The sequence below is a fragment of the Nonomuraea sp. NPDC002799 genome, assembly GCF_053592075.1.
Genome location: NZ_JBSFVA010000005.1, coordinates 312,327 through 338,169 on the forward strand (window position 1 = coordinate 312,327; position 25,843 = coordinate 338,169).

A 25,843-nucleotide genomic window follows, 5' to 3' on the forward strand; every position below is an offset into this window, starting at 1 on the left:
GTCAGGGAGCCGGCCGATCTCGCACCGAGCGGTCCCCGGACGCGGCCACCGCCACCCGGGGCAGCATCGCCGCGACCTCGCCGGCGAGGATGGGGTCCGCCTGGAACGCCTCCACGATCGCCAGCCGCAGCGCCTCGCGGGCGGCCTCGTCGTCGGACCCCGCCAGCCGCTCGACCACCTTGCTGGAATAGGTGTCGCCGCGGCCGAAGACCCGCTGCAGGATGCGGGTGCCGCGGGCGACGGCGGTCTCGGCGGCCAGCTCGTTGGTCTTGGCCAGCACACTCGTGCCATAGGCGCCGATAGCCGCGGTCACCAAGGGCATGATGTCGTTGGCAGTGTCCATAAGACCCTCCCGTAAGTCCATATGGACGGCATGGTAGCCCGCGAAGTTCTCCGGGCGCAGGGCATACCCTGTCGAATGTGCCAGCCTCGTACCTCACTCTCACGACCGTCACCGTGCACGAGACCGAGGCGCGGCGCTCGCGTTTCCTCTGCGCCCTGGCCCCCGCGCGCACGGTCGAGGAGGCGGCGGCCTTCATCGCCGGGCGCCGCCGTGCGCACGCCGGCGCCAGCCACAACTGCACGGCCTACGTCGTCGGGCAGCGGGTGCAGAAGGGCGACGACGACGGCGAGCCGGGCGGCACGGCGGGCACCCCGATGGTGCAGGCCCTGGTCGGCCGGGGATTCAGCGACGTGGTGGCGGTGGTGACGCGTTACTTCGGCGGCACGCTGCTGGGCGCCGGCGGCCTGGTGCGCGCCTACGGCTCGGCGGTCACCGAGACCCTCGACCGGGCCGAGCCGGTGCGGATGGTCCCGGCCAAGCTGGTCGGCGTCGCGGTGGCGCACGACCAGGCCGGGCGGGTGGAGAACGACCTGCGCGCCTCCCGCTACGCGGTCCAGGACGTGACGTACGCGGGCCAGGTCACCTTCGCGGTCGCGGTGGGCGACGACGAGGTGGCGGCGTTCACCGACTGGGTGGCCACGCTGACGGCCGGGCGGGCCCGCGTGGACGTGGGCGCCGACATCCACGTCCCGGCCTGATCACGTCCCGGCCTGATCACGTCCCGGCCTGATCACGTCCCGGCCTGATCGCGTCCCGGCCTGATCACGTCCCGGCCTGATCGCGTCCCGGCCTGATCACGTCCCGGCCTGATCGCGTCCCGGCCTGATCGCGACGGGCCTGATCATGCGTGGCCGAACGGCGCCAGGGCCGCGTGGTCACCCCTCCAGCGCGTACTGCATGACGCGGAACTTGGCCTGCGCCTCGGCCAGCTCGGAGGACGGGTCGGAGTCGCCCATGATGCCGGCGCCGGCGAACAGCCGCGCCCGGCGCCCCTGGACCAGCCCGGAGCGGAGCGCGATGCCCCACTCTCCGTCGCCGTGGGCGTCGATCCAGCCCACGGGCCCGGCGTAGCCGGCCCGGTCCATGCCCTCCAGCTCCCTGATGACCTGGATGGCGGTCGGCGTCGGGGTGCCGCCGACGGCCGCCGTCGGGTGCATGGCCGCGACCACGTCGAGCACCGACGCCCCGTCGGCCAGCCGCCCGGTGACATGGCTGGCCAGGTGCTGGACGTTGGGCAGCACCAGCAGCTCGGGCTCGTCGGGCGTCTTCAGCGCCGAGCACAGCGGGGCGAGGGTCTGGCGCACCGAGGCGATGGCGCACTCGTGCTCGTGCCGGTCCTTCTGCGAGGCGAACAGCGCGGCCCCGCGGGCGATGTCGTCGGCCGGGCCGATGCCGCGCGCCGTGGTGCCGGCCAGCACGAGCGACTCGATCTCCTGCCCCGTGCGCCGGATCAGCAGCTCGGGGGTGGCGCCGACGAGCCCGGCGACCGAGAACGTGTAGCACTCGGGATAGCGCAGGGCCAGCCGGGTGAGCAGCAGTCGCACGTCGATGGGGCGCTCGGCGGTGGCGAGCAGGTCGCGGGCGAGCACGACCTTCTCCAGCTCGCCGTCGCGGATGCGCTGGGCGGCGCGGGCCACGACGTGCTCCCACTCGGGGGCGGTCAGGCTGCCGTCGCCGTAGCTGATGCGGCCCGGCTCGCGGACGGGGGTGAACGACTCCAGCGGCGCCTCGCCGACGGTGGTCAGCCAGGCGTGGCCGTCGCGGCGGGCGAGCACGGCCCGCGGGACGACCAGGACGGAGCCGGCGGCGTCCTCGTCGAAGGTGAAGCTGCCGAAGGCGACGGGCCCGGAGCCGGGCGTGCGCACCGCGTCGTCGACGTGGGCGTCACCGAAGACGGTGGCCAGCCACTGGCGGGCCCAGGCGAACCGGCCGGGACCCGGCGGGACGGCCACGCGGGCGGCCTCCCCCCAGCCGACCAGGCCCTCACCATGTCTGACCCAGGCATAGGGTGCCGTTGCGGGCAGGGAGGCCAGCAGGTCGCCGGGGTCGCCTACGAGGGTGGTGCGAACCGGTAGCGGGTGGGTTGTTCCGAGCGCGACACTCACCCGAGACACTCTATGCGGGAACTGAACACGTTCGACTCGGGCCCCCGTGAATGCGAGATTACGGTCAACGCACCCGGATAAAACCGCACGTCGGTGGGTATTGGGAGCAACCTGATCGCGAGGGGTCTGTCAAGCGATGATAGGAAGTGGGTCCTGAAATCACAGACCTTGCCGAAACGCCATAGCAGGCCCGTGATCGGCTCCCTACCTTTGGGCTCATGATCGGTCGCCTGGGGCCCGTCCTCGCAGCAGTGGTTGTCCTGTCCGGTTCAGGTGTCGGCGCGCGCGCCGACACCTCGGCCGCCCAGCCCGTCCCCGAGATCATGGCCGCGCTCGGCGACTCGATCTCCACCGGCTTCAACGCCTGCGGCTGGTACGTCTCGTGCGTCTCCCGCTCGTGGTCCGCCGGTGACAGTCCCGTGGTCAGCAGCCACTACCAGCGCCTGGCTCAGCTCTCTGGAACGCTCCAGAAGCACAATCTCAACTTCGCCGTCCCCGGCGCGACCAGCGCCGACCTGCTCGGCCAGGTGAAGAAGGCGATCGCGGCCAAGGCCGACTACGTGACGATCCTCGTGGGCGCCAACGACGCGTGCGCGCGCACCGAGCAGGCCATGACGCCCGTGCCGGCCTACCGGCGGCGGATGGCGGGGGCGCTCACCGAGCTGCGGGCCGGGATGCCGCGGGCCAGGGTGCTCATCGCGGGCGTTCCCGACCTGCGGCGGTTGTGGAAGGTCGGCAAGGACAACGCGCTCGCCCGCACGTTCTGGACCCTCGGCAAGGTCTGCCCCACGATGCTGGCCGACCCCAGCTCGGCCAAGCGCGCCGACGACGAGCGCCGGGCCAGGGTGCGCGCGCGGGTGCTGGACTACAACCGGGCGGCGGCCGAGCTCTGCGCCGCGTACGGCCCGGGCTGCCGCACCGACGGCGGCGCGGTCTTCTCCTACCCCTTCACCATCGCCCACGTCAGCGGGTGGGACTACTTCCATCCCAACGCGGCCGGGCAACAGGTCATCGCGGAGCAGACGTTCAAGCACGGCTTCTCCTGGATCGACCCGCGTTAACGGCACTGCGCGAGCATGGCCTTGCGGTCGGAGGCGGTGACGGGCACGTCATACTTCAGCGCCACCTGCGCGAAGCGCGTGACGTAGGCGCAGCGGATGACCTTCTGCGGCGGCAGCCAGCTCGCCGGGCCCGAGGCGTCCTTCTCCTCGTTCGTGGCACCGTCCACGGGCAGCAGGTTGAGCGGGTCGTTGGCGAAGTCGAGCCGCTTGGACATGGACCACCGTGGCGCCCCCATGCGCCAGCCGTAGTTGAGCGGCACCACGTGGTCCACCTGCACCTCGTCGGCGTCGGCCTTGTGCCAGTGGATGATCCTGCCGGTGTAGGGGTCGGTCAGCTCCATGGAGACGACCTCGCAGCTCGACCCCGAACGATATTTCACCTCGCGGCCGTCGCGGGCCAGCAGGTCGTCGCGGGTGCGGCAGCCGTTGCGCGCGTACGGCACCCCGGTCGCCTCGTCGGCCCAGTTCTCGCCGTACCTCGTGCGCTCGTAACCCGTGTTGGGGCCTAAGCCCTTGACCCGCAGCCGTTTGACGAGACCGCGTGCCTCGGCTTTCTCGGCGTCCGAGATGATGGGGGCCAGACCGGGCAGCGTGCCGCTGACGTTGCCCAGCGGGCTGGCCGCGGTGGCCGGCGGAGACTTGGCGGTGCCGACGAAGGAAGCGACGATGATGGCTCCGGCGAGGAACGCGATCGCGTCCTTCGTGCTCAATCAGGCCTCCCGTGGCTCCAGTTGTCTAGAGAAATTCCCGGCATCGGCCGTTTCGACACAGGGAGGGTTGTGTGACTGATCGTCCAGAAGATCCGGCCGCCGACGCCCATGGTGCCGAGCGGCACGATGCCCATGGTGCCGAGCGGCACGATGCCCATGGTGCCGAGCGGCACGATGCCCATGGTGCCGAGCGGCACGATGCCCATGGTGCCGAGCCGCACGATGCCCATGGTGCCGAGCGGCGGGCCGAGTCGCAGGGGCCGGTGGTCGCCGTGATCGCGGCCGGGGGCGCGCTGGGCGCGCTGGCGCGGCACGGCGTGCAGACGGTGTTGCCCGCCGGGCCCGCGGACTTCCCGTGGGGGACGTTCTGGGTGAACGTGTCGGGCTGCCTGCTGATCGGGATCCTCATGGTGGCGGTCACGGAGGTGTGGCGGGCGCACCGGCTGGTGCGGCCGTTCCTGGGGGTGGGCGTGCTGGGCGGCTACACCACGTTCTCGGCGTACGCGGTGGAGATCCAGCGGGTGGCCGGGGCGGGGGCGCCGCTGACGGCGCTGGCCTACCTGGCCGCGACGCTGGTGGCGGCGCTGGCCGCCGTGGCCGCGGGCACCTGGCTGGCCAGGCGGGCCGCCGGGCGTCTGACGGGTGCGCGATGACGCTGCTGCTGATCGTGCTGGGGGCCGCCGTGGGGGCGCCGGTGCGTTACCTCACGGACCGGGCGGTGCGGGCACGGCACGACACGGGCTTCCCGTGGGGCACCCTGACGGTGAACGTGATCGGCTCGGCGCTGCTCGCCTTCCTCGCCGCGCTGCCGGTCGGCGACGGGATGATGACGCTGGCGGGCACCGGGTTCTGCGGGGCGCTGACGACGTACTCGACGTTCGGCTACGAGACGGTGCGGCTGCTGGAGAAGGGGGCCGGATTCCACGCCGTCGCCAACGCCGTGGGCAGCGTGCTCGCCGGCCTGGGCGCGGCCTGCGGCGGCCTCCTCCTGGCCCAGGCCGTCGGGTAGCGGCGCGACGGTGCCTCCGGAGTTACTGTGTAAGCGGGTAATCATCTGGAGGTCACCGTGGCCGATCCCCTCGACGCCTACTCCCAGGTCGTGTCCTCGGTCGCCGCCGAGCTCCTCGCGAAGGTCGCCGCCGTGCGCGTGCCCAGGGGGAGCGGCTCCGGCGTGGTGATCGACGCGAACGACGTCTTGACGGATCGTGTCTTCACCCGTGGCTCGCCGAGCTTCCTGCTGACCAACGCGCACGTGGTCGGCTCCGCCCGCGCCGGCACGGTCGCCTTCGCCGACGGCGCATCCGGTGACTTCGAGGTGGTCGGCCGCGACCCGCTCTCGGACCTCGCGGTGCTCAGGGCCCGGACGGCCACCCCGCCGCCGGTCGAGCTCGGCGACAGCGACGAGCTGGTGGTGGGGCAGCTCGTGGTCGCGGTCGGCAACCCGCTCGGGCTGACCGGATCGGTGACGGCCGGGGTGGTGTCGGGGCTCGGCCGCTCGCTGCCCGCGCGCAGCGGGGCGGCCGTACGCCTGATCGAGGACGTCATCCAGACCGACGCGGCCCTCAACCCGGGCAACTCCGGCGGCGCGCTGGCCGACTCCCGCGCGCGGGTGGTCGGGATCAACACGGCCGTGGCCGGGGTCGGCGTCGGGCTGGCCGTGCCGATCAACGGCACGACCCGCGCCATCATCGCCGCGCTCATCAGGGACGGCCGGGTCAGGCGGGCGTTCCTGGGGCTCGTCACCTCACCCGCGCCGCTGCCCGAGCGGTTGCGGCGGCCCACCGGGCAGGACGGGGCGCTGCGCGTGATGGAGGTGGTGCCCGGCTCGCCCGCCCACCGGGCGGGGCTGCGCGCGGGGGACCTCGTCCTGAGCGCGGGCCGCCATCCGGTGGGTGACGCGCAGAGCCTGCAGCGGCTGATGTTCGCCGAGGCGATCGGGCGGCCGCTGCCGATCACCGTCTACCGCAACGGCGCCCTCGTGGACGTCATCGCCGAGCCGGTGGAGCTCACGGGCTCCGAGGTGTGACCCCGGCGGACGCCGTGCCGGCGGCCGGTGTGCCATGGGCCGCTGCGTCCGAGGCCGGTGTTCCGGTGGCCGCTGGATCCGAGGCTGGTGCGTCGGCGGCCGGTGTGCCGGGGGACGGTGGCGGGGTGGGCCGGACGTACGTGCCGTCGCGCCGGGCCAGCAGCTCGGCCAGCAGCGCGTCCCACTTCTGGCCGATCACGTCGACGTCGTAGGAGCGGGCCGTCTCCAGCGCGCCCGCGGCCAGCTCGCGGCGCAACTGCTCGTCCTCGATGACCCGGATGAGGGAGGCGGCCAGGTTCGCGTTCGTCCGCGGCTTGACCAGCAGCCCGTCCACCTCGTGGGTGATCATCTCCTTGGGGCCGTGCGGGCTGTTGAAGCTGACGATCGACAGCCCCTTGGCCATCGCCTCCAGGATCGTCATGGGGAAACCCTCGTGGCGGGAGCTGAGCGCGTAGATCGACGCCTTCTCCAGCTCGGCGCCCACGTCACTGGTCGGCCCCGGCAGCTCGACCTTGCCCGAAAGGCCCGCGTCCACGATCTGCTGGGCCAGGTTCTCCTCCTGCGGCCCGGCGCCGAAGATGCGCAACTTCCAGTCGGGATGCGTGGCGGCGACCGTCTCCCACGCGGTGATGAGCCGGTGGAAGCCCTTGATGCGGGTCAGCCGGCCGACCGCGATGGCCACCTTGGCGTCGAGCTTGGCCACGTCGCCCGACATCGGCGGCACGGCGTTGGGGATGCGGACCAGCTTCTTCGGCTTCTTCGGCAGCGTCTCACGGTAGTCGCGCAGGTCGGCCTTGGTTAAGGTGACCAGGGCGTCGAGGCGGCGGTAGCGCCACTTGATGAGCTCCTGGATCGGCTCCGACTGGGTGCGCAGCGCCACGTGTTCCTGCCCGATCGTGATCACGCTGGGCAGGGCCAACTGGGCCATCGCCAGGTTGAGGCCGGGGCGGGTGGCCATCAGCACGCCGGTGTCGAGCGAGCGTACATAGCGGGCCAGCTTGTAGTCGGTCCACAGGTTGAAGCGGTGGTAGGCCGACTCCTCCTTGGGGATGATCCGGCTGGGCATCTTCGACAACACCGCCCGCAGCGGGTCGGGGCTGGGACGCAGCCGGTCGTCGAGAAAGCGGAAACGCACACGCGGGTCGATCGGGAAGAACGGCTCCTCGGCCTCCTTCAGAATGCTCACGATCTCGACGTCGTGCTCCTTGGCCAGGTAACTCGCCAGGTTGAACACGGTTCTGATCGTGCCGCCCATGCCGTAGGCGTGCAGCAGCAGGATGCGGACCTGCTTGGTCGACGGCGGCGGCGCCTTCTGCACCTTGCGCCGGTTGTACCCCCGGTACAGCCGGACGACCGTGGACTTTCCCTTGCGTGCCAGTGCGCGCACGTGACAAGACCCCCTCTTTAGCGGAACAAGTCTGGACACACGTGGCCGGTGATGAGGACGTACGCCCCACCACCGGCCCATTGTCTTGCCTGGGCGGGGTGCACGATGTTCATCCCCTATGCGCTATCCCCACCTATGATCTTTAGACGCCGGAAGGGTGCTTAAGGTTGCATACGCGGCCTGTGTCGTGGATCAGGAGTATGCGGCGGGTGTTCCGCCAGCAGCGCCAGCGCCACGTCGATGGCCCGCTCCAGCTGGGTGTCCACGCCTCGCGCGTAGTCCTGCGGGGTGATGTCGACGTCGATGTCCGGATCGGTGCCGTAGTTCTCCACCTGCCAGCCGACGTCGTCGAAGGCGAAGGAGAACTCCGGCTGTGTGGTCACGGTGCCGTCGGCGAGCTGGTGACGCGGCCAGATGCCGATGACGCCGCCCCACGTGCGCTTGCCGACCAGCGGGCCCAGTTTCAGCAGCTTGAAGGTGTGACTGAAGATGTCGCCGTCGGAGCCCGCCCACTCGTTGGTGATGGCCACCAGCGGGCCGCGCGGCGACTCCGGCGGGTACGGCTCCGGGTCGCCCCAGCGCGGGTAGTCGTAGCCGAGGCGGCGCCGGGCCAGCTTCTCCAGCAGCAGCGCCGACACGTGGCCGCCGCCGTTGAAGCGCACGTCCACGATGAGCGCGTGCCGGTCGTACTCCGACAGGAACCCGCGGTGGAACTCGCCGAACCCCTCCACCCCCATGTCCGGCACGTGCAGGTAGCCGACGCGCCCGCCGGTGCGCTGGTGGCACTCGGCGCGGTTGAGGTTGACCCAGTCGCGGTAGCGGGCCGGCTGCTCGTCGGCGATGGCGCGCACCGTGGCCGTGAAGATCCGCTCCTCGCGGCGCAGGGTCAGCTCGACCTCCTCGCCGGCCTGGTTGACCAGACGCTCGTTCGGGGTGGCCGTGGTGCCGATCGGGGCGCCGTTGATGGCCAGGACCGCGTCTCCGGGGCGTACGTCGAGACCCAGCCTGTTGAGCGGCGAGGTGCACTGCGGATCCCAGGGATCGCCCGTCACGATGGCGCGGATGTGGTAGACGCCGTCGCGATGGTCCCAGTCCACGCCCAGCTTGCCCTGGCTGTAGTCGGGGCCCGGGCGGTATTCGCCGCCGCTCTCGTACGCGTGGCTGGTGGCCAACTCGCCGTGCAGCTCCCACAGCAGGTCGGAGAACTCGCCCCGGGTCGTCACCCGCTCCACCAGCGGCTGGTAGCGCTCGTAGACGGCCTGCCAGTCCACGCCGGCCATGTCCTCGGTCCAGAAGTTCTCCAGTTGCAGCCGCCACGCCTCCCGGAACATCTGCCGCCACTCGGCCTCCGGGCACACCGACACCTTGATCCGCGACAGGTCGATCCAGCCGCTCTCGCGGCCCGGGGCGTCCTCGTCGTTCTCGGGCGCCTCGTTCGCCTTGACGACCCGCACCCTGGAGCCGGCCCGGTAGAGCAGCGTCTTGTGGTCGCGGCCCAGCTCGAACTCGCTGACGCCCTCGGCGAACGTCTCGCTCTTGCCCTTGGCGAAGTCGTACAGGTGCAGCGTGTTGTCGCCCTCGATCGGGCTGGTCAGGATCAGCGCCTTGCCCTTGAGCCCGGCCACCTGCTCGTAGCGCCCCTCCGGCAGCGGGAAGGCGGTGACGCGGCGGGTCAGCCCGTCCAGGTCCACGCGCAGCGGCTCCGGCTCCTCCCCTTCCTCGCCGTCGTCGTCCTCGTCGTCCTGGTCCTTGGCGTCCAGGGGGCGCGGCCGCGGCACGAACGGGTCGGGCACGTCCGCGCGCAGCGCCACCGCGTACGGGCGGGTGCCGAGCGGGAAACCCAGATCGAACTGGAGCTGGTCGTAGACGGGCGTGAAGACCCGCTGGCCGAGGAAGTAGAGGTAGCGGCCCTCCGGATCGAAGGCCGGCATCGAGTCCTTGAGCACCGGCTCGGTGGCCTGCGTGGTCCGCCCGCTCTCCGGATGGTGCAGCTTGATCGCGCTCGTCTGGGGGCCCAGCGGGCTGGTGTAGGCCAGCCACTGCCCGTCGGGCGACCACGCCGGATCCTCCGGCGGGCCGTGCCGGTTGGCCTCGACGAGCGTGGCCTGCCCCGTGGACAGGTCGAGCACGTGCAGCTCGTCGCGGTGGTTCAGCACGGCCACGCGGTCGTTCGCCGGGTCGGGCACCAGGTCGTTGATCCGTCCCAGCCCGGCCAGCTCCGTCGCCGTCCCGCCCGCGTGGCCTTCGAGGAGCACCAGCTTCTCCTCGTCGCCGTCGCCGCTGGCCGCCGCGATCAGCCGCTCGCCGTCGTTCAGCCAGGTCAGGAAGCGGTAGCGGACGCCGTCGGGGGCGCCGTGCTGGCGCACCGGGCCCTCCCAGTGCGCCATCGCGTACGCCTTGCCGCGCGCCGTCACCGCCAGCGCGCTGCCGTCGGGGCTGAGCGTGGCGCTGTCGAGGTAGTCGGCGGTCTCCACGAACCTGCGGTTGCGCTGCGTTCTGGAGCTGGCCACCCGCACGTCCAGCTTGCGGGCCCGCTCGCCGGGATCCAGCAGGTAGAGGTCCCCGCCCGCGTGGTAGACCAGCCGGTGGCCGTCGCCGGACAGGTTGCGGGCGTAGTAGTCGTCGTGCCGCGTCAGCTTGCGCAGGTCCTCGCCGTCGGGGGTGCAGGAGTAGACGTTGCCGACGCCCTCGTGGTCGGAGATGAAGCACACCCGGCCGTCGCTCCAGCAGGGGGAGGCCAGGTTGCCCGGCAGCCTGATCAGCCGCCGGAACTCGCCGTCGCCCGTCGGGTCGATCCACAGGTCGCCGACCGTCCCGCCGCGATACCGCTTCCACCGCGCCGGGTCGGCGGTGTTGCGGCCGAGCACGATCATGCCGTCCGGCCCGTGCGCGATCGAGTTCGCCGGTCCGTACGGCAGCCGCTCCGGCACTCCGCCCGGCGCGACCCGGTGCAGCCACTTGCGGCCCTCGAACGGCTGGGACTGGTCGCTGGCGTACAGGATGCGCCCTTCGGGGTCCCAGCCGGTCACCGTGCAGCGCGCCCCGTGGAAGGTCACCCGGCGGGCCGCGCCGCCACCGGACGGCATCACGTAGACCTCCTCCGGCCCCTCCTCGCGCCCGACGAACGCGAGCTGGTCGCCGGGCGGGGAGATGCGCGGATAGCCGGCCTCGGCGAGTCCGGCGGTCAGCCGGAACGCCCGGCCGCCCTGGGCGGAGACCATCCACAGGTCGTCTTCCGCGGCGAAGACGACCACATCCTGGAAGACGGCGGGGAAGCGCAGGTAGGCCGACATGAGTGCAACTCCACGATCGATCTGACAGCCGGGGACCGGCCCTCGGCTGTCAGATCATGTCATCCGGGCGGCTTGCGCCCGCCCGGCCCGGGTCAGCCTTCGTCGGTCGTCTTCCGGCCTTCCCGCTTGGTCTCCTTGGCCTGGCGGCTGCTCTTGATGGCCTGCTTCTTCGACTTGCCGGACTTCGCGGCCGGTTTCTTCTTCGTGTCAGCCATGTGGAATCCCCCTGAACGGACGAGATGCGCCAGATTGGCACACCAAGCCACTTAATACCCATCTATCCACGAAACACGACATACCACCTCACGGGAGGGGCGGCGCCCGGCGGCTCCGGCCGCCATGCGCCGACCCCGGCGGCCCGCTGCTCGAACTCGTGCGCCACGGCTCCGGCGGCCCGCTGCTCGAACTCGTGCACCAAGGCTCCGGGATCCACCGCGTCGTCGCACCTGCGGGTGCCATGTGCCGGGCCGTCGGCTTGCGGGTGGTCACAGCAGGCGTAGTTGCTCGGGCATCGGGGGGCCCGCGGCGCCCGGGGCGGGGCGGGGTGGGAGGCGGCGGGCCATGGCCGGGACGGCGCGGCCGACGCCGTGGCGCCGCGCGAGCTCCCGCACCCGATCCGTGATCCGCTGCTGGTAGGCCTGGGGCGCGTAGGAGCCGCGGCCGTACAGCTCCCGATAGCGGGGCACCAGCCGCGGATGCTCGCGGGCGAGCCATGCCAGCCACCACTCCCTGGCCCCCGGCCGCAGGTGCAGCACGATCGGGACGAGGTGGGTGGCGCCCGATTCGGCGATCTCCTTGACGGTGCGGTCGAGCTGGGCGGGGGAGTCGGTGAGGTAGGGCAGGATCGGTGCCATCAGGACGCCGCACGCGACGCCGTTGTCGTTGAGCGTCGCGCACGTCTCCAGGCGCCGGCGCGGGTGGGGCGTGCCCGGCTCGACCGCCCGCCACACGTCAGGGTCGGTGAAGCCGACCGACACGCCGGCGCTCACCTCGGTGACGTCGGCGGCCTCGGTCAGCAGGTCGAGGTCGCGCAGGATCAGGGTGCCCTTGGTGAGGATCGAGAACGGGTTGGCTGCGTCGCGCAGCGCGGTCAGGATGCCGCGCATCAACCGGTAGCGGCCCTCCGCGCGCTGGTAGCAGTCGACGTTGGTGCCCATGGCCACGGGGTGGCCGCCCCAGCGCGGCGAGGCCAGCTCCTTGCGGGCCAGCTCGGCCGCGTTGACCTTGACGATGATCTGGGAGTCGAAGTCCGCCCCGGAATCCAAATCCAGATATTCGTGCGTTTTTCGGGCAAAACAGTAAATACAGCTATGGCTGCAGCCCCGGTAAGGGTTGATGGTGTAGTCGAACGGAACCCGGCTGGCCCCGGGAACCCGGTTGACGATGGACTTCGCGTGGATCTCGTAGAAGGTCATCCCCTTGAACTCGGGTGTGCCGAAGGTGCGGGTGACCGCGCCGCCGGCGAACAGCGGCACGGCCGGATCGTCCCGGCCAGGGGTGGCCGGGCGCAGGTTGTCCCAGCGCATTCCATGATTAGAACAAGAGTTCGGCTTGATCGCAAACCGAAAAGAGCAGGCAATTACATGGTCAGCGGGGGGCTAATGATCTTCAGGGTTGGGCAGAAAGACGCCACAGAGCTTGCGTTCCGGAGGTGCGTCTATGGCCTGGTCGCAGGACGAGGAGCGGATGCTGGCCCAGATCGAGCAGCACCTCGTCGATGACGATCCGCGACTCGTCGCACGGCTTGAGTCGTTCAACGAGCGGGTTCGTCGCAGCGAGGCGAGGTCCAACGATCAGAGCGCAGGCCGGCATCGGCCGCGTCGCTCCACGGTCATCATCCTGATCAGCTGGCTGCTCATCGCCACGCTGGTCGCCACCCTTCTGATCATGGTTCTCCGGCACGAGGCCGCCGCCGCCCTGGCGCTGGCCGCGGCCTTCTGAGTGTCAGTCCCGAGCGAGCGGCCTCGCCGGCGACGTCCTCCCGTGACGTCACCGAGGGGTCCGCCTCACCATGCCCGCCGTAGCGTCCCGTAGTCGATCACCACGATCCCTTCCCGCCGGATCAGCTCGCGCGCCTCGGGCGAGGTGAGAAACTCATGGTCGCTGAGCCGTACCCGCCACCCCTCCGGATCCACCGCCCGCGCCTCCGCGTCGCCCAGCCCCGGATGCACGGCCCATTCGCTCAATCCGGCCGGCACCTCGCGCAGCAGCTCCGCGTACGCGGCCGCCTTCCCGTCGAGGTCCAGCCGGAAGCTGTCCAGAAAGTCGTGCTCCACGACCGGCAGCCCCCGCTCGCGCAGCTTATGGCGGGCGGGATCGAGCCAGGCCCGCACCGCCAGGCCGTGCTCGCCGGCCAGCGCCACGGTCAGGTCGAAGATGTCGGCGCGCCCACCGTCGGCCAGGCAGTGCCAGTCCAGATGGGTCGGCGCGAGCCCCGCGTCCGTGGCGGCGGTGATCTGCGCCCGAAACTCCAGCTCGACCTCCTCCAGCCGCGCCTGGGCGAGCAACTCGGGAATGCGGCCGGGCGTGAACAGCCCGCCCGTCCCGTCGAGCAGCGACGGCACCTTCTCCGGAGCCGTCAGCGGCCCCCACCGCTGGACGGGCGCCTCGCAGACCAGCGTCAGATGGATGCCGAAGGAGATCTCCGGCCGATCCCGCAGCAGCTCCATGGCGTGCGACGCGCCAGGACACGGCGTCATCAGACTGCACGAACCGGCGATCCCCTCCTCGATCGAGCGGACGACCGCCTCGTTGACCGCCCGGTACATGCCGAAGTCATCGGTGTTCACGATCAGCAGCCGCGCGTCGGCCGGATAGCCCAGAAGCTCGTTCACGCCCCCAGCGTGGCGCACCCGAGCCAGTAAGATCCACCGACTTTCGGCCGCGTGCCGCCCGGTTGAGTCAGCCGGTCACGACGGTGGGCTCATGCCGCACCGGGAAGTTGACCGAGCGCGCGATGAAACAGGCCGCGTGCGCGTCTTCGTGCAGCCGGACGGCGCTCTCGATCATCTCCGGCGACGCCACGGTGACGACCGGGCGCAGCACCACCTCGGTGAAGTGGCCGCCGTCGGCGGTCTCGGCCATGGTGCCGACGGCGTTGTCGGCGTAGGCGGTGACGACCACGCCCGAGGTGGCGCACTTGTGCAGATACCACAGCATGTGGCACTGCGACAGCGAGCCGACCAGGAGCTGCTCCGGGTTCCAGCGGGACGGGTCGCCGCGGAAGGCCGGGTCGGAGGTGCCCGCGATGTCCGGACGGCCCTCGGCGGACAGGTCATGGTCGCGGCCGTAGTCGCGGTAGCCGCTGGTGCCGGTGCCCTTGTCGCCGGTCCAGGTGACGACGACAGGATAGGAGTGCAGGCGGGTCATGCTGGGCGATCCTTCTCTCGGGTGACGCGTCGAGCACGTGTGCGAGACCCGATCGTAGACCGTCGCGCGCCGGCGGCTCACAGCCCCTTGAGGAAGGAGGCCGCGACCGGAGCGGCCACCGCGCCACCCCCGCCGCCGCCCTCCACGACCACGGCGAAAGCCACGTCGTCCTTGAACCCCATGAACCAGGCGTGGCTGTTCAGCTTCTCGCCGGTGCCGTACTCGGCGGTGCCGGTCTTGCCGTGTGTCCCCGAGGGCAGCCCCGCCGACCTGGCGGTGCCCTTGGACACCACGGCCGCCATCATCGAGTGCAACTGGTCCTTCACCCCGTCGGGCAGCTCCCGGTCGGTGGCCTTCTGCTTCAGCGAGGGCACCAGCGTCGGGGGCCGCCAGGTGCCGTCGGCGATCGCGGCGGCGACCGAGGCCATCGACAGCGGGCTGGCCGTGATGCGGCCCTGCCCGAACGCCTCGGCCGCCAGCTCGGCGTCCGACTGCGCCTTGGGGAAGCTGGCCTTGGCCGCGGGCACCCCGATGTTGAGCGGCTGGTTGAAGCCGACGTCCTGAGCCACGTCGAGCAGCTTGTCGGCGCCCAGCTTCGACTCGGCCAGCGGCGCGAACGTGGTGTTGCACGAGTGCGCGAAGGAGTCGAGGAACGACAACGACCCGAACTCCTCCTTCTCCGAGTTGCGGATCTTCAGCCCGCCGACGGTGGCGTACATCGGGCACGTCACCCTGTCCTGCGGAGCCATCCCCGCCGCCAGCAGCCCGATCGCCGTGACGGCCTTGAACGTCGACCCGGGCGGATAACGGCCGTCCAGCGCCCGGTTGAACCCGCCCTGGTTGTTCACCACGGCCAGGATCTCGCCCGTCGCCGGCTTGATCGCCACCATCGACGTGGGCTTCTTCATGTCCTTGACCGCGCCCACCGCGGCGGCCTGCACGCGGGGGTCGAGCGTAGTCTGCACGGGCTCGCCGTCGGTGCCCTCGATGGTCTGCAGCGTCTTGCCGCCGAGCTGGATCTGGGTGGCCGGCGTGCCCGCCAGCCGCTTCTGGAACGTCTCCTGCAGCCCGCCGCGCCCGATGGCCTGCCCGGTCTTGTAGGAGGTGCCGAGCTTGGCCACGTCCTTCTTGGTGGCCTTGTCGAGATAGCCGACGAGCTGCTGCACGGACCCGCCCACCGCGCCGGTGTCGATGCGGTCGCCGCCGGCGTCGGTGATCTCGGCCCGGCCGGGCCAGTCGGTCTTGAGGGCGAAGGCGGCCCCCGGCGTCATCGACGGATGCAGGGTCGTGGGCGTCCAGTCGACCTTCCAGTGGCGGTCGGCCACCACGAGGTCGATCTGGCCGTCGTAGGACCACTCGCCGACGTTCTTGAGGGCGAACGTCGCGGTGTAGGGGGCGCTGGCGCGGCCGTCGCCCTCGGTGATCCGGCCCAGCTTGATCGCGGCGGACTCCACGGCGAGCGCACTGCGCTGCTGGTCATAGACGCCGAGCTGCTGCGCAGTGGCCAGCTCGGCCGCCATCGCCGGGTCGTCGCCCGCCTGCCAGGCGGCCACGAAGCGCTGCGCGGTCTCGGCGGGCGTGCCCCTGGTGTGCAGCATGTAGTACGCGCCGCCTGCCGCGGCCCCCACCGCGAGCACGGTGACGCCGGACACGATCGCGATGGTACGGCCCCGTGCCACTGATCAGCCCCCTGCTCCTCGACGACGGATGACCGAGCCTAAGCCACGCCGCCGGCGGCCTTGACGCTGGAGGCGTAGGCGGGAACGTATTCCTGCCCGGACAGTTTCTGGATCGCGGCCATGATCTCGTCGGTCACCCGACGGCGATCGCGCGCCTTGGTGTGGTCGCCCTCGAACCGCATGGGCTCCCCGATGGAGATGCCGATCCGAGCCGGCCTCGGCACCTTCGCGCCCAGGGGCAGCACCTTCTCGGTGCCGCTGAGTGCCACCGGCAGCACCGGCGCCCCCGTCTTGAGCGCCAGCCAGGCCACCCCGATCTTGCCGCGGTAGAGGCGGCCGTCGGGGGAGCGGGTGCCCTCAGGATGGATGCCGAACAGCTCCCCCCGCTCCAGCAGATCGGCGGCGGCGTCGAGCATGGCCTGCGCGGCGTGCGCGCTCTCGCGGTCGATCGGCAGGCTGCCGCCCAGCCGCATGAAGAACCCGGAGACGGGGTTGCCCGCGAAATACTCGGTCTTGGCGGTGAACGTCACGTGCCTGGGCAGCAGCGCCGGCAGCAGGAACGAGTCGAGCACCGACAGGTGGTTGGCGGCCAGGATCGCGGGTCCGGTCCTCGGCACGTGCGAGGCGCCGGAGATGTGCGGCCGGCACATCGCATGGGCGAGCGGTGCGGCGGCGAACTTGACCACTTCGTAAAGCAACGAGCTCTCCTGGATCATCGGGCGGTCGGCCACCCCACCATAAAGCAGGCGTCCCGGCCTGATGGCCGGGACGCCTGGGAAAAGCTGTTAAGGCCGATGTGGCGGTCGCCTCCTCGGCGAGGTGCACAACACGGCTCCAGCCGAACGGTATTCCGTGAAGGCGGTAATTTGCGGCCCGGGGGACACAGACCACATCGGCAATATCGAGTTAAGCACACGGTCCGGCCATCGGGGTAATCGCGTCGGCCCCTTTGGCGCGCCCTTGGGTGACGTATGACCGGCGCAGGCCACTTCGCTCCAGGTCGGCGCGGGTTCGGGACCCCCCGTTGACGTCCTTCAGGTGAGACGAGCGGCCGCGTACGCCGGATCGCTCCGGGCGCACGCGGCCATGGGCGACGTGGCGCGCTCCGCGTCAGTCGGCGACGTTGCCGGCCCAGTCGGTGCATCCAACGTGCTTGAAGCAGTTCGTATACAGGGCCGCTGAGGCGACCGGTTCACGCTCGCCAAGAGCCTGGAGGTCCTGAACGTCGAACGACATATGTTTCACCCCCTCCCTCGTCTCGATGCCGATATGTCGACCGCCGCCGTCAGGAGACCGCGGCGGCGAGTTCGGGAACGGGCCGGCGGCCGAGGCCGGCGACGTCGTCCAGCATCCAGGGCCGGGCGTGCCCGTGCCGCAGGCGCAGCAGGAACGCGAGCGTTCCGGCCACGCCCCCCAGATAACCGGGGACGAACGTGTCGAACGGGTCGGGGACCAGCAGCAGCCGGCCCGTCCTGACGGCCTTGGCGGCCAGGCACCCGGCCACGTCGCCGGCCCACCGGCGATAGCGGGCCTCGCCGGTGAAGGCCGCCATGTCGAGCAGGAAGTCGCCTTCGCCCGGCAGGCCGTGGCAGGCCGCGGCGCCGATCCGCCAGCGGGAGCGGTGCACGGCGGAGGCCGCCTGCCCGGCCAGCGACAGGGCCGCCTCGTCGCCCGTCACCCTCCAGTAGCGCACCAGGAAGGAGCCGATGCCGGACGATCCGCTGCACCAGTGCGGGCGGCGCGGCCTGGCCGTGGCCGGGTCGTCGCGCAGGGTGGGCCACCAGGCGGTGTCGCCGTCCAGCTCCGCGCGTCGGCGCAGCAGGGCGGCGGCTCCGTGCACGGCCGGCATCCAGTCGGGGCGGCCGAGGGTGGTGGCGGCGTACAGCAGGGCCGTGGCGATGCCGGCGACGCCGTGCGCGAACCCGAGATGGCCGCCGGTGCCGCGGGTGCGGGCGTCGCGGCTGTGGGCGGGCCATCGGGGGTGGCCGCCGGGGTAGGAGGCGGCGGCGTGCAGGTGGGTGAACGTGGTCACCGCCTGCTCGCGCAGACGCGCGTCGCCCGAGAGCAGCGCCAGGCGCAACACCGCCATGCCGCAGCCGGCCAGGCCGTGGGTGACGTCGGTTCTGGGGTGGGCCGTGGGCAGGTTGCGCGCGGCGCGCAGCGCGGCGGCCCGGTCCTCGGGGCCGGTGGCGGCGTCGTACAGGGCCCAGACGGCTCCTGACCGGCCCATGTGCAGACCGGGCGGCCAGACGGCCTCGGCCTCCATGCGCCGCCGCAACCACCGGGTGATCGCCGAGGTGTCGGCGGCGGCGGCGGTGTGCACGGCGAGGATTCCGGCGGCTCCGTGCGCGACCGCGCACGGGTCGGCGTGCAGGCCCTGGACGCGGTCCGGCCACAGGGACGGCGCGTCCTCGCGGCGGTCCATCGTCTCGGCCAGCCACGCGAGCCCATCCGAGATCAGCTCGTCCCATTCCCCCGCAGCCGCGGCACCGGCTTCCGTGGGGCGGCCGTGAGTTTTGGCCGGGTGGGGCGCGGGCTCGTCCGGGGTGAGCCGCTGGAGGAAGGCGGCGCATCTGTCCAGGGGCCAGCGGTCCTCCGGGCCGGTGAGCAGGCCCGCCACCAGCGGCCACAGCAGCGCGAGCGTCGGGTTCGCCGCGCTGACCCGGCGCGCGTGCGCGGCCACCCGCCCCGGAGCCGTCCCCTCCATGAGTCCGGGGCCGCTCCCGGTGGCCAGGAAGAACAGCATCGCCCCGAGGCTGTACAGGTCGGCTGACGGCTCCGGGGCCGGTCTGTGGCGTCCCCGGTGCGGCACCAGTTCGGGCGCCATGAACTCCGGTGTGCCCCCGATCAGCACGGTCGCCCCGCGCTCGGCCGCGAACTCCAGGTCGATGAGCCGCACCTCGCCATCGGGCCGCACCATGACGTTCCCCGGCGAGAGGTCCACCAGCACCAGCCCCCGCTCGTGGACGGCCGTCAGCCCGCGCACCAGCCCGCGCGCGACAGGCAGCACGTCGCCGGCCGCCCCGCCGAACCCGTCGTCGCCCAGCGGCCCGGCCGTGCGCTCCGACCAGCGCTGCAAGGTGGTGCCCGGCACGAGCTCCTCGGCCAGGAAGACGTGCCCGCCCTGCTCGAAGAAGCCCACCACGGCCGGGACGGCGCCGGTGCCGGCCAGCGTGTCGAGGCGGGAGCGCTCGGCGGCCAGCTTGTCGCGCGCGTCGGCGCCGCTCAGGTCGGCGCAGGCGTGCGGCCGGGCCTCCTTGACGACGACCTCTTCACCGGTCTCGGTGTCGCGTGCCAGGTAGACGCCGCCGCGGTTGCCGTGCCTGATGGCCTCGCGGACCACGTACCGGCCGTCGAGGAGCACGGCCTGCGGCGTCGCGTCGGGCGCGCGCACCGGCTCCGTCCCAGCGGTTTCGGCGGTTTCGGCGGCGGCGGCGGAGATGTCGGAGGTGGTGAAGGGGGAGATCGCGAACGGTGGGGGTGTGAAGCGTGGCAGCCGTTCGTCCCGTACCGGCTCACCCTGCGGCGAGCGCAGGCACACCTCGTAGAAGCCGTCGGCGCCGAGCAGCCGGTGGCCCTCGAAGGCGCCGTACCGGTAGTGGACGATGCCGCCCCGCCGGAAGGGCCGATCGGACAGCACCGCCGGACCGGGCAGCCCGCGGGTCGCCTCGTCGAGCAGGCCCGCGAGCCGCGCCGACGCGCGGTCGTCCGGCGGGTAGACGGTGACGAGCTTGCCGCCCTGCGCCCGGTCGCCGTGCGGCCCGCACAGCTCCCAGTAGTCGTCGAGCGTGGCCGCGAACTTGAACGCGCAGCGCTCCCGCGCCAGCACCCCAGCGACCCTGGACAGCACGACGGGAGCGGCCAGCATCGTGGCCGAGACGTGCAGCTTCCAGCCCTGCGCGGGCATCCGGTAGCCGTCCGGCTCGGCCAGTTGCCAGAAACCCCGGTCCGCCACCCGCCAGCCCCCGCGAAGGGCCGCCGCGACGATGTCGCCGAAGATCGTGGCGTCCCTGCTTGTCATGCCGGTCCCCCCGTCGGCCGCGCCCGGCGCGCCCGTCAGGACCGGCGCGCCGCCAGACCCCTATGGAAGCCGCCGATCCGGGACGGAGCCAGCACCACTCCGCCCCCGGATTCGCGGCATAGTGGTGCTGGCCGGATTGGCGGTAGTGGTGCGGCCCGGCCGGTTACGTCCGCGTCCAGCGCGGCTGGACCACGTCGAAGACCCGCTGCTCACGGCCGCGCAGCGCCACCTCGGCGAACTGCCACAGGATCGCCCCGGTCGGCGCGTGCACCACGATCGAGGGCCCCAGCGGCATCTGCAGCAACTCCCCCTGCCAGCGCGGCACCCCGGGCGCCAGGAACCGTTCCAGCGGCACCGCGTGCACGGAGGCCACCTCGCGCGGATCGGCCACCGGCTCCTGCCGTCCGCCGAACGCCACCACCGGCGTGATCACGAATCCGGAGTCGGTGACGAAGTCGTCGAGCAGCCCGGCCACCTCGACCCCCGAGATGCCCGTCTCCTCGGCCAGCTCCCGCAGCGCCGCCTCCACCGGCTGCTCGCCGTCGTCGAGCCGTCCGCCGGGGAGCGCCCACTGCCCGGGGTTGCGGCCACGGGCGGCCCGCTTGATCAGCACGGTGTACGGGAGGCGCTCGGCGTCTTCCAGCACGCACACGGTCACGGCGGCCCGGCGCACCCCTCCGACGGGCGGCACCTCGCGGCGGTCGAAGAGGGCCAGATGGGCGATGATCTGCTCACGCAGCACGTCGATGGGCGACAGCACCCCTCCAGGATGTCACGGCGGGGTGCGCGAAAGCGTGCGGCGGACGGCCGTGCCGGTCAGCCGTGCCGGTCAGCCGTGCCGGTCAGCCGTGCCGGTCAGGCGTGCCGGTCAGGCGTGCCGGTCAGGCGGACGCGCCGGTCAGGCGGACGTGCCGCTCATGACGATGGCGCCGAGCACCATGCCGACGATCATCCCCACGCCCGCCGCGACGGCGGCCCACTTGCCCAGCGGCTCGCCCCGCGTGTGCCCGACGATCCCGAGCACGATGCCGGCCAGGCCGAACAGGATCGGGATGAACAGCACGGCCACCACGGCGCAGACGAACCCGATGATCGACAAGACCTGGTTGCTCGGCTGCTGTTTGTAGGGCGGCTGCGGATAAGGCGGAGGTTGCGACCACTGACCCTCGCGGGTATGCGGATCGTCACCCTGGGGCGGCTCCTGCGACGAGGTCACTAGCGGGCTCCTCTCGATACGTGAAACACATCACACACCGAGCACGAGGTCCTGTCGAGTCGATGTAACCAGGACATCTGCCCATTTCAGGCGGCTTCTACAGGGCGAGAAAGTTGCGGCGGAAGGGGCCTGGCGTGCACGACGTCCAGACGGGAGACGGCCCGGGTGAGGGCGACGTACAGCCGGTTCAGGCCGCGCCGCTCGGCCTCGGCGATGGCGGCGGGCTCGGCGACGATCACGTGGTCGTACTCCAGGCCCTTGGCGAGCGAGGCGGGCATGACGGTGAGGCGCCCGCCGACGTCCAGGCCCGCGTCCCACAGCGCGGACGTGAGCGTCTCCACGGCGGTGTCGGCGGCGATCACGCCGATCGAGCCCTCGAACGTCAGCGCCTCCCGCGCCGCCTCGACCACGCCCGCCGCCAACGCGGGCGACGGAGTGACGCGCAACCTGCCGTCCGACCGGTACGACCGGGTCGCCGGCACCTCCGCCTCCAGCGCCGCCAGCAGCGTGTTGGCCAGCTCGACCACCACCGCCGGGACGCGGAACCCGGTCGTCAGCGCGATGACCCGGCCCTCCGGCTTGCCCAGCAGCGCCATGTGCTCCGGCCAGGACGTCGCGGCCCACGGCGTGGTGCCCTGCGCCAGGTCGCCGAGCACGGTCAGCGAGCCGTGCTCGCTGCGCCTGGCCACGGCCCTGCACTCCATCGCCGACAGGTCCTGGGCCTCGTCCACGATGACGTGGCCGTAGCCGCGCGGGCGTTCGATCAGCGCGCCGATCTCGTCGAGGAGCACCAGGTCGGCCGGCGTCCACGCGGCGCTCCTGACGCTGCGCGGCGGCCTGGCCCAGGTGATCGCCGCACGCTCGTCCGGGGTCAGGACGCCCGCCGCCGGGTCCGGGCCGTCCGCCGGGCCGCGCAGCACCTCGTACAGGACCTCCTCCGGTTTGACGGCCGGCCAGAGGGCGTCCAGGAACGGGGTGACGCCGCGGCCGATCTTGCGGGTCCAGGCCGCGTTCGCCGTCGCCCCGCGCGCCTCGGCCTGGCGCCGGATCGCCTCGACGATCCTGGCCCGCACCCGCTCGCGCCCGATCCCGTACGGCAGGGCCTCGCGCCGCGTGTCGTCCACGAGGCGGCGCAGCCTCTCCTCGCTCACCCGCCACCGGTAGGAGCCGTCGGACACCACCACGGGCCCGGCCGGCTTCGCGATCCGCCCGTACAGAGCCTCGCGCAGGACCCGGGCCATGCGCGCGTCGTGCTTGACCAGCGCGGCGGGCTCGGGGTCGCGCGCGGTGACGGGGACGGAGGCGAGCAGGCGTTCGAGGGTGGTCTGCTCGACGTCCACCTCCCCGAGCGCGGGCAGCACGGCCGAGATGTAGCCGAGGAAGGCCCGGTTGGGGCCGAGCATCAGGACGCCGGAGCGGTTCAGGCGGTCGCGGTGGGCGTACAGCAGGTAGGCCGCCCGGTGCAGGCCGACCGCGGTCTTGCCGGTGCCGGGCGCGCCCTGGACGCAGAGGGAGGCGTCCAGCCTGGCGCGTACGAGGTCGTCCTGCTCCGGCTGGATGGTGGCGACGATGTCGCGCATGGGGCCGACGCGGGGGCGTTCGATCTCGGCGGCGAGGATCCGGCTCTCGCCCTCCTCGCCCTGTCCGAGGCGCTCGTCCTCGAACCCGGTGAGCGTGCCGCCGGACCAGCCGAAGCGGCGCCGGACCGCGACGCCCTGGGGGTCGCGGGCGCTGGCCCGGTAGAAGGCGCGCGAGACCGGCGCGCGCCAGTCGATCACCACGGGCGGGCCGCCGCCCTCGCCGGTGATGTGCCGGCGGCCGATGTGGTAAGCCCGGCCCCGGTGCTCGGCCGAGCCCTGGCCGAAGTCGAGCCGGCCGAAGAACGGCGGCCCCTCCGGCTCCTCGCTCAGCTCCTTGGCCAGGCTCTTGAGGTGGCGGCCCAGCCGTTCGGCGCTGTAGCGGTCGCCGGCCACGCTCTCGCCGACGATCACGTTGTTCCGCGCGCCGTCGAGCATTCTGCGCAGCCCGGTCAGGCAGTGTTCGACGTACTGCCGCTCGTCGTCGAGCGTCGCCATGACACCTCCGCAAGTGTTAACTCGGTTAAGATATTGACCAGGTTAACACTTTGCTAGAGTGTGCTTCATGACAGGACTGCGTGAGCTCCAGCGCCGGCGTGTGCACGAGGCCATCTCGGCGGCGGCCATCGCGCTCTTCCTGGAGCGCGGCTTCGACGAGGTGCCCGTGACCGAGATCGCCGCCGCGGCCGGGGTGTCGAAGCCGACGCTGTTCAAGTACTTCCCGACCAAGGAGGACCTCGTCCTGCACCGGATCTCCGACCATCGGGGCGAGGCCGCCCGCGTGGTCCGGGGGCGGCGGGCCGGCGAGCGGCCGCTGGAGGCGCTGCGCCGCCACTTCCTCGACGGGCTCGCCCGGCGCGATCCGGTCACCGGGCTCAACGACCACCCCCAGGTGGTGGCCTATCACCGGATGGTGTTCACCACCCCGAGCCTGGTGGCCCGGCTGTTCCAGCAGATGTCGCTGGATGAGCGGGCGCTGGCCGAGGCGCTCGCCGAGACGACGGACGAGCTGACCGCCGATCTGGTCGCCGCGCAGGCGCTCGCGGCGCAGCGGGTGTTGTCGCGCCGCACCTGGGCGCTGCTGGCGGCGGGCAGGCCGCTGGCGGAGGTCGAGCGCGAGGCGGTGGACGCCGCCGAGCACGCGTTCGCCCTGCTGTCGCTCGCCGCCCGCTGACCGTGAGTTTCACGTCTGGCGAACATCCTGGCCGTACCCCGTTTAACCAGGTGGGAAGGGGTGTACTTGATATCCTGACGACCTCTTGACCACATTGCGGGGCTGGCTTTACCCAAAGGAGCGCAAGATGGGCGAACCTTGCACGCGCACGACCGATCACACGGCGAGTTCGAAGGGCGACAACACGTGACCGGCGTGCTGTTCGCGATCTGGGCGCGGATCCGTTCCCTGCTTCCCGAACGCGACACGCTGGCCGACATGCGCCGCCGGCCCCGCCAGGACCTGCTCGCCGGCCTCACGGTGGCGATCGTCGCGCTGCCGCTGGCCCTCGGGTTCGGCATCAGCTCGGGCATGGGCGCCGCCTCCGGCCTGGCCACGGCCGTGGTCGCCGGCTCGCTGGCCGCGATGTTCGGCGGATCGCCGCTGCAGGTGTCCGGCACGAGCGGCGCGATGACGGTCGTGCTCATGCCGATCATGAGCGCGCACGGCGCCACCGGCGTGCTCACGGTGGGCGTGCTGGCCGGGCTGCTGCTGGTCGGGCTGGCCCTGGCCCGCGCCGGCCGCTACATGGCCCTGCTCCCCGCTCCGGTCGTGGCGGGCTTCACCGTCGGCATCGCCTGCGTGATCGGCCTGCAGCAGGTCCCGCACGCGCTCGGCGTCGACGCCAGGGTGAGCGACAAGGTCGCCGTCGTGGCCTGGCACGCGCTCATGGACTTCCTCGCCAGGCCCCACTGGTGGGCCATGTCCGTCACCCTGCTCATGGCCGCGGCGTTGCTGGTGGCCGCGAGCCTGCGGCCGGCGCTGCCGTTCTCGCTGCTCGCCGTGGCCCTCGCCACCGTCGCCGCCGAGCTGGCCGGCCTGCCGCTGGCCAGGATCGGCGACCTGCCCGCCGGGCTGCCCGCGCCGTCGCTGCGGTTCCTCGATCCCGCCGCGATGCCGTCCCTGATGGCGCCGGCCATCGCGGTGGCCGCCCTGGCCGCCCTGGAGTCGCTGCTGTCGGCCACCGTGGCCGACAGCATGAGCCGAGGGCCGCGGCACGACCCCGACCGCGAGCTGTTCGGCCAGGGTCTGGCCAACCTCGTCACGCCCCTGTTCGGCGGCATGCCGGGCACGGGGGCTATCGTGCGCACCGCCGTCAACGTGCGCTCCGGCGCCCAGTCCCGGCTGGCCGCGCTGGCCCACGCGCTCATCCTCGGCGCGATCGTCTACACCGCCGCCGGGCTCGTCTCCCGGATCCCGCTCGCCGCGCTGGCCGGCGTCCTGCTGGCCACGTCGGTGCGCATGGTGGAGGTCGACGCGGTCCGGGCCATGTTCCGCTCCACCAGGGGAGACGCGCTGGTCCTCGTGCTGACCGCCGTCGCCACGCTGACGCTCGACACGGTCCTGGCCGTCATCCTCGGCCTGGTCGTGGCCGGGGCGCTGGCCGTGCGGGCGATGGCCCGCAACGCCCGCCTCGACGCCGAGCCGCTCCGTCACGACCTGCAGCCGCACCACACCGTGGACGAGCACGCCCGGCTCTCCGAGCACATCGTCACCTACCGCCTGGCCGGGCCGCTGTTCTTCGCCGCGGCCCACCGCTTCCTGCTGGAGTTGTCGCAGGTCACCGGCGTGTCCGTGGTGGTGTTGCGGATGTCGCGCGTCACCACCATCGACGCCAGCGGCGCGCTGAAGCTCGGCGACGCCATCGAACGCCTCGAAGGGCGCGGCATCTCGGTCTACGTCTCCGGCATCCCCGACGGGCACCACCAGCCGCTGGAGGCGCTCGGCGTGATCGCCCGGCTGAGCCAGGCGGGGCAGGTCTTCGCCACGACCACGGAGGCCATCGCGGCCGCCCGCGACCGGCTGCACACCACCGGCATCGTGCCGCGCCTGGCGGGCTGAA

At 72.2% G+C, this 25,843-nt stretch carries 24 protein-coding genes; 8 read left to right on the forward strand and 16 right to left on the reverse strand.

Annotation, left to right across the window (positions count from 1 at the left end):
- Window position 1: 1 nt before the first annotated feature.
- Window positions 2-313 (reverse strand): hypothetical protein, encoded by a 312-nt coding sequence (locus ACWD0F_RS12895; protein WP_449874813.1) that lies wholly within the window; start codon window positions 311-313, stop codon window positions 2-4.
- Window positions 314-420: 107 nt separating this feature from the next.
- Here ACWD0F_RS12895 and ACWD0F_RS12900 point away from each other — a divergent pair, with 107 nt between their 5' ends.
- A complete protein-coding gene (locus tag ACWD0F_RS12900; protein WP_449874815.1) occupies window positions 421-1,041 on the forward strand; it encodes an IMPACT family protein in 621 nt (206 codons plus the stop codon).
- Window positions 1,042-1,218: 177 nt separating this feature from the next.
- Here the strand turns inward: ACWD0F_RS12900 and ACWD0F_RS12905 are convergent, their stop codons facing one another.
- A complete protein-coding gene (locus tag ACWD0F_RS12905) occupies window positions 1,219-2,448 on the reverse strand; it encodes an isochorismate synthase (RefSeq protein WP_449874817.1) in 1,230 nt (409 codons plus the stop codon).
- Window positions 2,449-2,666: 218 nt separating this feature from the next.
- Here ACWD0F_RS12905 and ACWD0F_RS12910 point away from each other — a divergent pair, with 218 nt between their 5' ends.
- Window positions 2,667-3,509 carry an SGNH/GDSL hydrolase family protein gene (locus tag ACWD0F_RS12910; RefSeq protein WP_449874819.1) on the forward strand — a complete coding sequence of 281 codons (843 nt, stop codon included), beginning with the start codon at window positions 2,667-2,669 and terminating at the stop codon, window positions 3,507-3,509.
- Here the strand turns inward: ACWD0F_RS12910 and ACWD0F_RS12915 are convergent.
- Both ACWD0F_RS12915 and ACWD0F_RS12920 read right to left on the reverse strand, forming a co-directional pair.
- A complete protein-coding gene (locus ACWD0F_RS12915; protein WP_449874821.1) occupies window positions 3,506-4,219 on the reverse strand; it encodes an HNH endonuclease family protein in 714 nt (237 codons plus the stop codon). The genes ACWD0F_RS12910 and ACWD0F_RS12915 overlap by 4 nt on opposite strands.
- Window positions 4,216-4,449, reverse strand: coding sequence for a hypothetical protein (locus tag ACWD0F_RS12920; RefSeq protein ID WP_449874823.1), 234 nt, complete (start codon window positions 4,447-4,449; stop codon window positions 4,216-4,218). The genes ACWD0F_RS12915 and ACWD0F_RS12920 overlap by 4 nt, the downstream gene beginning before the upstream one ends.
- A 33-nt stretch (window positions 4,450-4,482) precedes the next feature.
- Between ACWD0F_RS12920 and crcB the strand changes: the two genes are divergently transcribed.
- From crcB to ACWD0F_RS12935, 3 genes are read left to right on the forward strand one after another with little or no spacing between them, the layout of a single operon-like run.
- On the forward strand, window positions 4,483-4,872 hold the full coding sequence (gene crcB, locus ACWD0F_RS12925; protein WP_449874825.1) for a fluoride efflux transporter CrcB: 390 nt from the start codon (window positions 4,483-4,485) through the stop codon (window positions 4,870-4,872).
- Window positions 4,869-5,228: a fluoride efflux transporter FluC gene (locus ACWD0F_RS12930; RefSeq protein WP_449874827.1), complete on the forward strand. Its 360-nt coding sequence runs from the start codon at window positions 4,869-4,871 to the stop codon at window positions 5,226-5,228. Before crcB ends, ACWD0F_RS12930 begins: the two co-directional genes overlap by 4 nt.
- 57 nt (window positions 5,229-5,285) lie before the next feature.
- A complete protein-coding gene (locus ACWD0F_RS12935) occupies window positions 5,286-6,245 on the forward strand; it encodes a S1C family serine protease (protein WP_449874829.1) in 960 nt (319 codons plus the stop codon).
- Here ACWD0F_RS12935 and ACWD0F_RS12940 read toward each other — a convergent pair.
- From ACWD0F_RS12940 to ACWD0F_RS12955, 4 genes are all read right to left on the reverse strand, one after another.
- Complete coding sequence (locus ACWD0F_RS12940; protein ID WP_449874831.1) at window positions 6,226-7,632, reverse strand: glycosyltransferase family 4 protein; 1,407 nt, start codon at window positions 7,630-7,632, stop codon at window positions 6,226-6,228. The two genes, ACWD0F_RS12935 and ACWD0F_RS12940, sit on opposite strands and share 20 nt — an antisense overlap.
- 161 nt (window positions 7,633-7,793) lie before the next feature.
- Window positions 7,794-10,925: a S41 family peptidase gene (locus ACWD0F_RS12945; RefSeq protein WP_449874833.1), complete on the reverse strand. Its 3,132-nt coding sequence runs from the start codon at window positions 10,923-10,925 to the stop codon at window positions 7,794-7,796.
- A 92-nt stretch (window positions 10,926-11,017) separates the two neighbouring features.
- Window positions 11,018-11,140, reverse strand: coding sequence for a hypothetical protein (locus ACWD0F_RS12950; RefSeq protein WP_449874835.1), 123 nt, complete (start codon window positions 11,138-11,140; stop codon window positions 11,018-11,020).
- Window positions 11,141-11,410: 270 nt separating this feature from the next.
- Entirely contained in the window at window positions 11,411-12,451 is a 1,041-nt protein-coding gene (locus tag ACWD0F_RS12955; RefSeq protein WP_449874837.1) for an Rv2578c family radical SAM protein, read from the reverse strand.
- 133 nt (window positions 12,452-12,584) lie between these two features.
- Here ACWD0F_RS12955 and ACWD0F_RS12960 point away from each other — a divergent pair, with 133 nt between their 5' ends.
- On the forward strand, window positions 12,585-12,866 hold the full coding sequence (locus ACWD0F_RS12960) for a DUF3040 domain-containing protein (protein WP_449874839.1): 282 nt from the start codon (window positions 12,585-12,587) through the stop codon (window positions 12,864-12,866).
- A 65-nt stretch (window positions 12,867-12,931) separates the two neighbouring features.
- Here the strand turns inward: ACWD0F_RS12960 and ACWD0F_RS12965 are convergent, their stop codons facing one another.
- From ACWD0F_RS12965 to ACWD0F_RS13000, 8 genes are all read right to left on the reverse strand, one after another.
- Window positions 12,932-13,759, reverse strand: a complete 828-nt coding sequence (locus tag ACWD0F_RS12965; RefSeq protein ID WP_449874841.1) for a polysaccharide deacetylase family protein — start codon at window positions 13,757-13,759, stop codon at window positions 12,932-12,934.
- A 67-nt stretch (window positions 13,760-13,826) separates the two neighbouring features.
- Window positions 13,827-14,294, reverse strand: coding sequence for an OsmC family protein (locus ACWD0F_RS12970; RefSeq protein ID WP_449874843.1), 468 nt, complete (start codon window positions 14,292-14,294; stop codon window positions 13,827-13,829).
- A gap of 77 nt (window positions 14,295-14,371) precedes the next feature.
- Window positions 14,372-15,946, reverse strand: a complete 1,575-nt coding sequence (locus ACWD0F_RS12975) for a penicillin-binding transpeptidase domain-containing protein (RefSeq protein ID WP_449874845.1) — start codon at window positions 15,944-15,946, stop codon at window positions 14,372-14,374.
- Window positions 15,947-16,011: 65 nt separating this feature from the next.
- Entirely contained in the window at window positions 16,012-16,671 is a 660-nt protein-coding gene (locus ACWD0F_RS12980; protein WP_449874847.1) for a lysophospholipid acyltransferase family protein, read from the reverse strand.
- Between the two features lie 587 nt (window positions 16,672-17,258).
- Window positions 17,259-19,994 (reverse strand): class IV lanthionine synthetase LanL, encoded by a 2,736-nt coding sequence (gene lanL, locus ACWD0F_RS12985; protein WP_449874848.1) that lies wholly within the window; start codon window positions 19,992-19,994, stop codon window positions 17,259-17,261.
- A gap of 163 nt (window positions 19,995-20,157) precedes the next feature.
- The gene (locus tag ACWD0F_RS12990; protein WP_449874850.1) at window positions 20,158-20,754 is read right to left on the reverse strand and encodes an NUDIX hydrolase; all 597 of its coding nucleotides are present in this window, start codon (window positions 20,752-20,754) and stop codon (window positions 20,158-20,160) included.
- A 138-nt stretch (window positions 20,755-20,892) separates the two neighbouring features.
- A complete protein-coding gene (locus ACWD0F_RS12995) occupies window positions 20,893-21,210 on the reverse strand; it encodes a hypothetical protein (protein WP_449874852.1) in 318 nt (105 codons plus the stop codon).
- A gap of 86 nt (window positions 21,211-21,296) precedes the next feature.
- Complete coding sequence (locus ACWD0F_RS13000; RefSeq protein ID WP_449874854.1) at window positions 21,297-23,285, reverse strand: HelD family protein; 1,989 nt, start codon at window positions 23,283-23,285, stop codon at window positions 21,297-21,299.
- Between the two features lie 67 nt (window positions 23,286-23,352).
- Between ACWD0F_RS13000 and ACWD0F_RS13005 the strand changes: the two genes are divergently transcribed.
- On the forward strand, window positions 23,353-23,961 hold the full coding sequence (locus ACWD0F_RS13005) for a TetR family transcriptional regulator (RefSeq protein ID WP_449874856.1): 609 nt from the start codon (window positions 23,353-23,355) through the stop codon (window positions 23,959-23,961).
- A 258-nt stretch (window positions 23,962-24,219) separates the two neighbouring features.
- On the forward strand, window positions 24,220-25,842 hold the full coding sequence (locus ACWD0F_RS13010) for a SulP family inorganic anion transporter (protein ID WP_449875023.1): 1,623 nt from the start codon (window positions 24,220-24,222) through the stop codon (window positions 25,840-25,842).
- The last annotated feature ends 1 nt before the right edge of the window (window position 25,843 follow it).

Coding starts and splice junctions, on each gene's coding strand:
- ACWD0F_RS12955 (WP_449874837.1), bottom strand. CDS start 12,451: ATGCGCTGGGACAACCTGCGCCCGGCCACCCCTGGCCGGGACGATCCG.
- ACWD0F_RS12910 (WP_449874819.1), top strand. CDS start 2,667: ATGATCGGTCGCCTGGGGCCCGTCCTCGCAGCAGTGGTTGTCCTGTCC.
- ACWD0F_RS13005 (WP_449874856.1), top strand. CDS start 23,353: ATGACAGGACTGCGTGAGCTCCAGCGCCGGCGTGTGCACGAGGCCATC.
- ACWD0F_RS12920 (WP_449874823.1), bottom strand. CDS start 4,449: ATGGGCATCGTGCGGCTCGGCACCATGGGCATCGTGCCGCTCGGCACC.
- ACWD0F_RS12945 (WP_449874833.1), bottom strand. CDS start 10,925: ATGTCGGCCTACCTGCGCTTCCCCGCCGTCTTCCAGGATGTGGTCGTC.
- ACWD0F_RS12950 (WP_449874835.1), bottom strand. CDS start 11,140: ATGGCTGACACGAAGAAGAAACCGGCCGCGAAGTCCGGCAAGTCGAAG.
- ACWD0F_RS13010 (WP_449875023.1), top strand. CDS start 24,220: ATGCGCCGCCGGCCCCGCCAGGACCTGCTCGCCGGCCTCACGGTGGCG.
- ACWD0F_RS12930 (WP_449874827.1), top strand. CDS start 4,869: ATGACGCTGCTGCTGATCGTGCTGGGGGCCGCCGTGGGGGCGCCGGTG.
- ACWD0F_RS12970 (WP_449874843.1), bottom strand. CDS start 14,294: ATGACCCGCCTGCACTCCTATCCTGTCGTCGTCACCTGGACCGGCGAC.
- ACWD0F_RS13000 (WP_449874854.1), bottom strand. CDS start 23,285: ATGGCGACGCTCGACGACGAGCGGCAGTACGTCGAACACTGCCTGACC.
- lanL (WP_449874848.1), bottom strand. CDS start 19,994: ATGACAAGCAGGGACGCCACGATCTTCGGCGACATCGTCGCGGCGGCC.
- ACWD0F_RS12960 (WP_449874839.1), top strand. CDS start 12,585: ATGGCCTGGTCGCAGGACGAGGAGCGGATGCTGGCCCAGATCGAGCAG.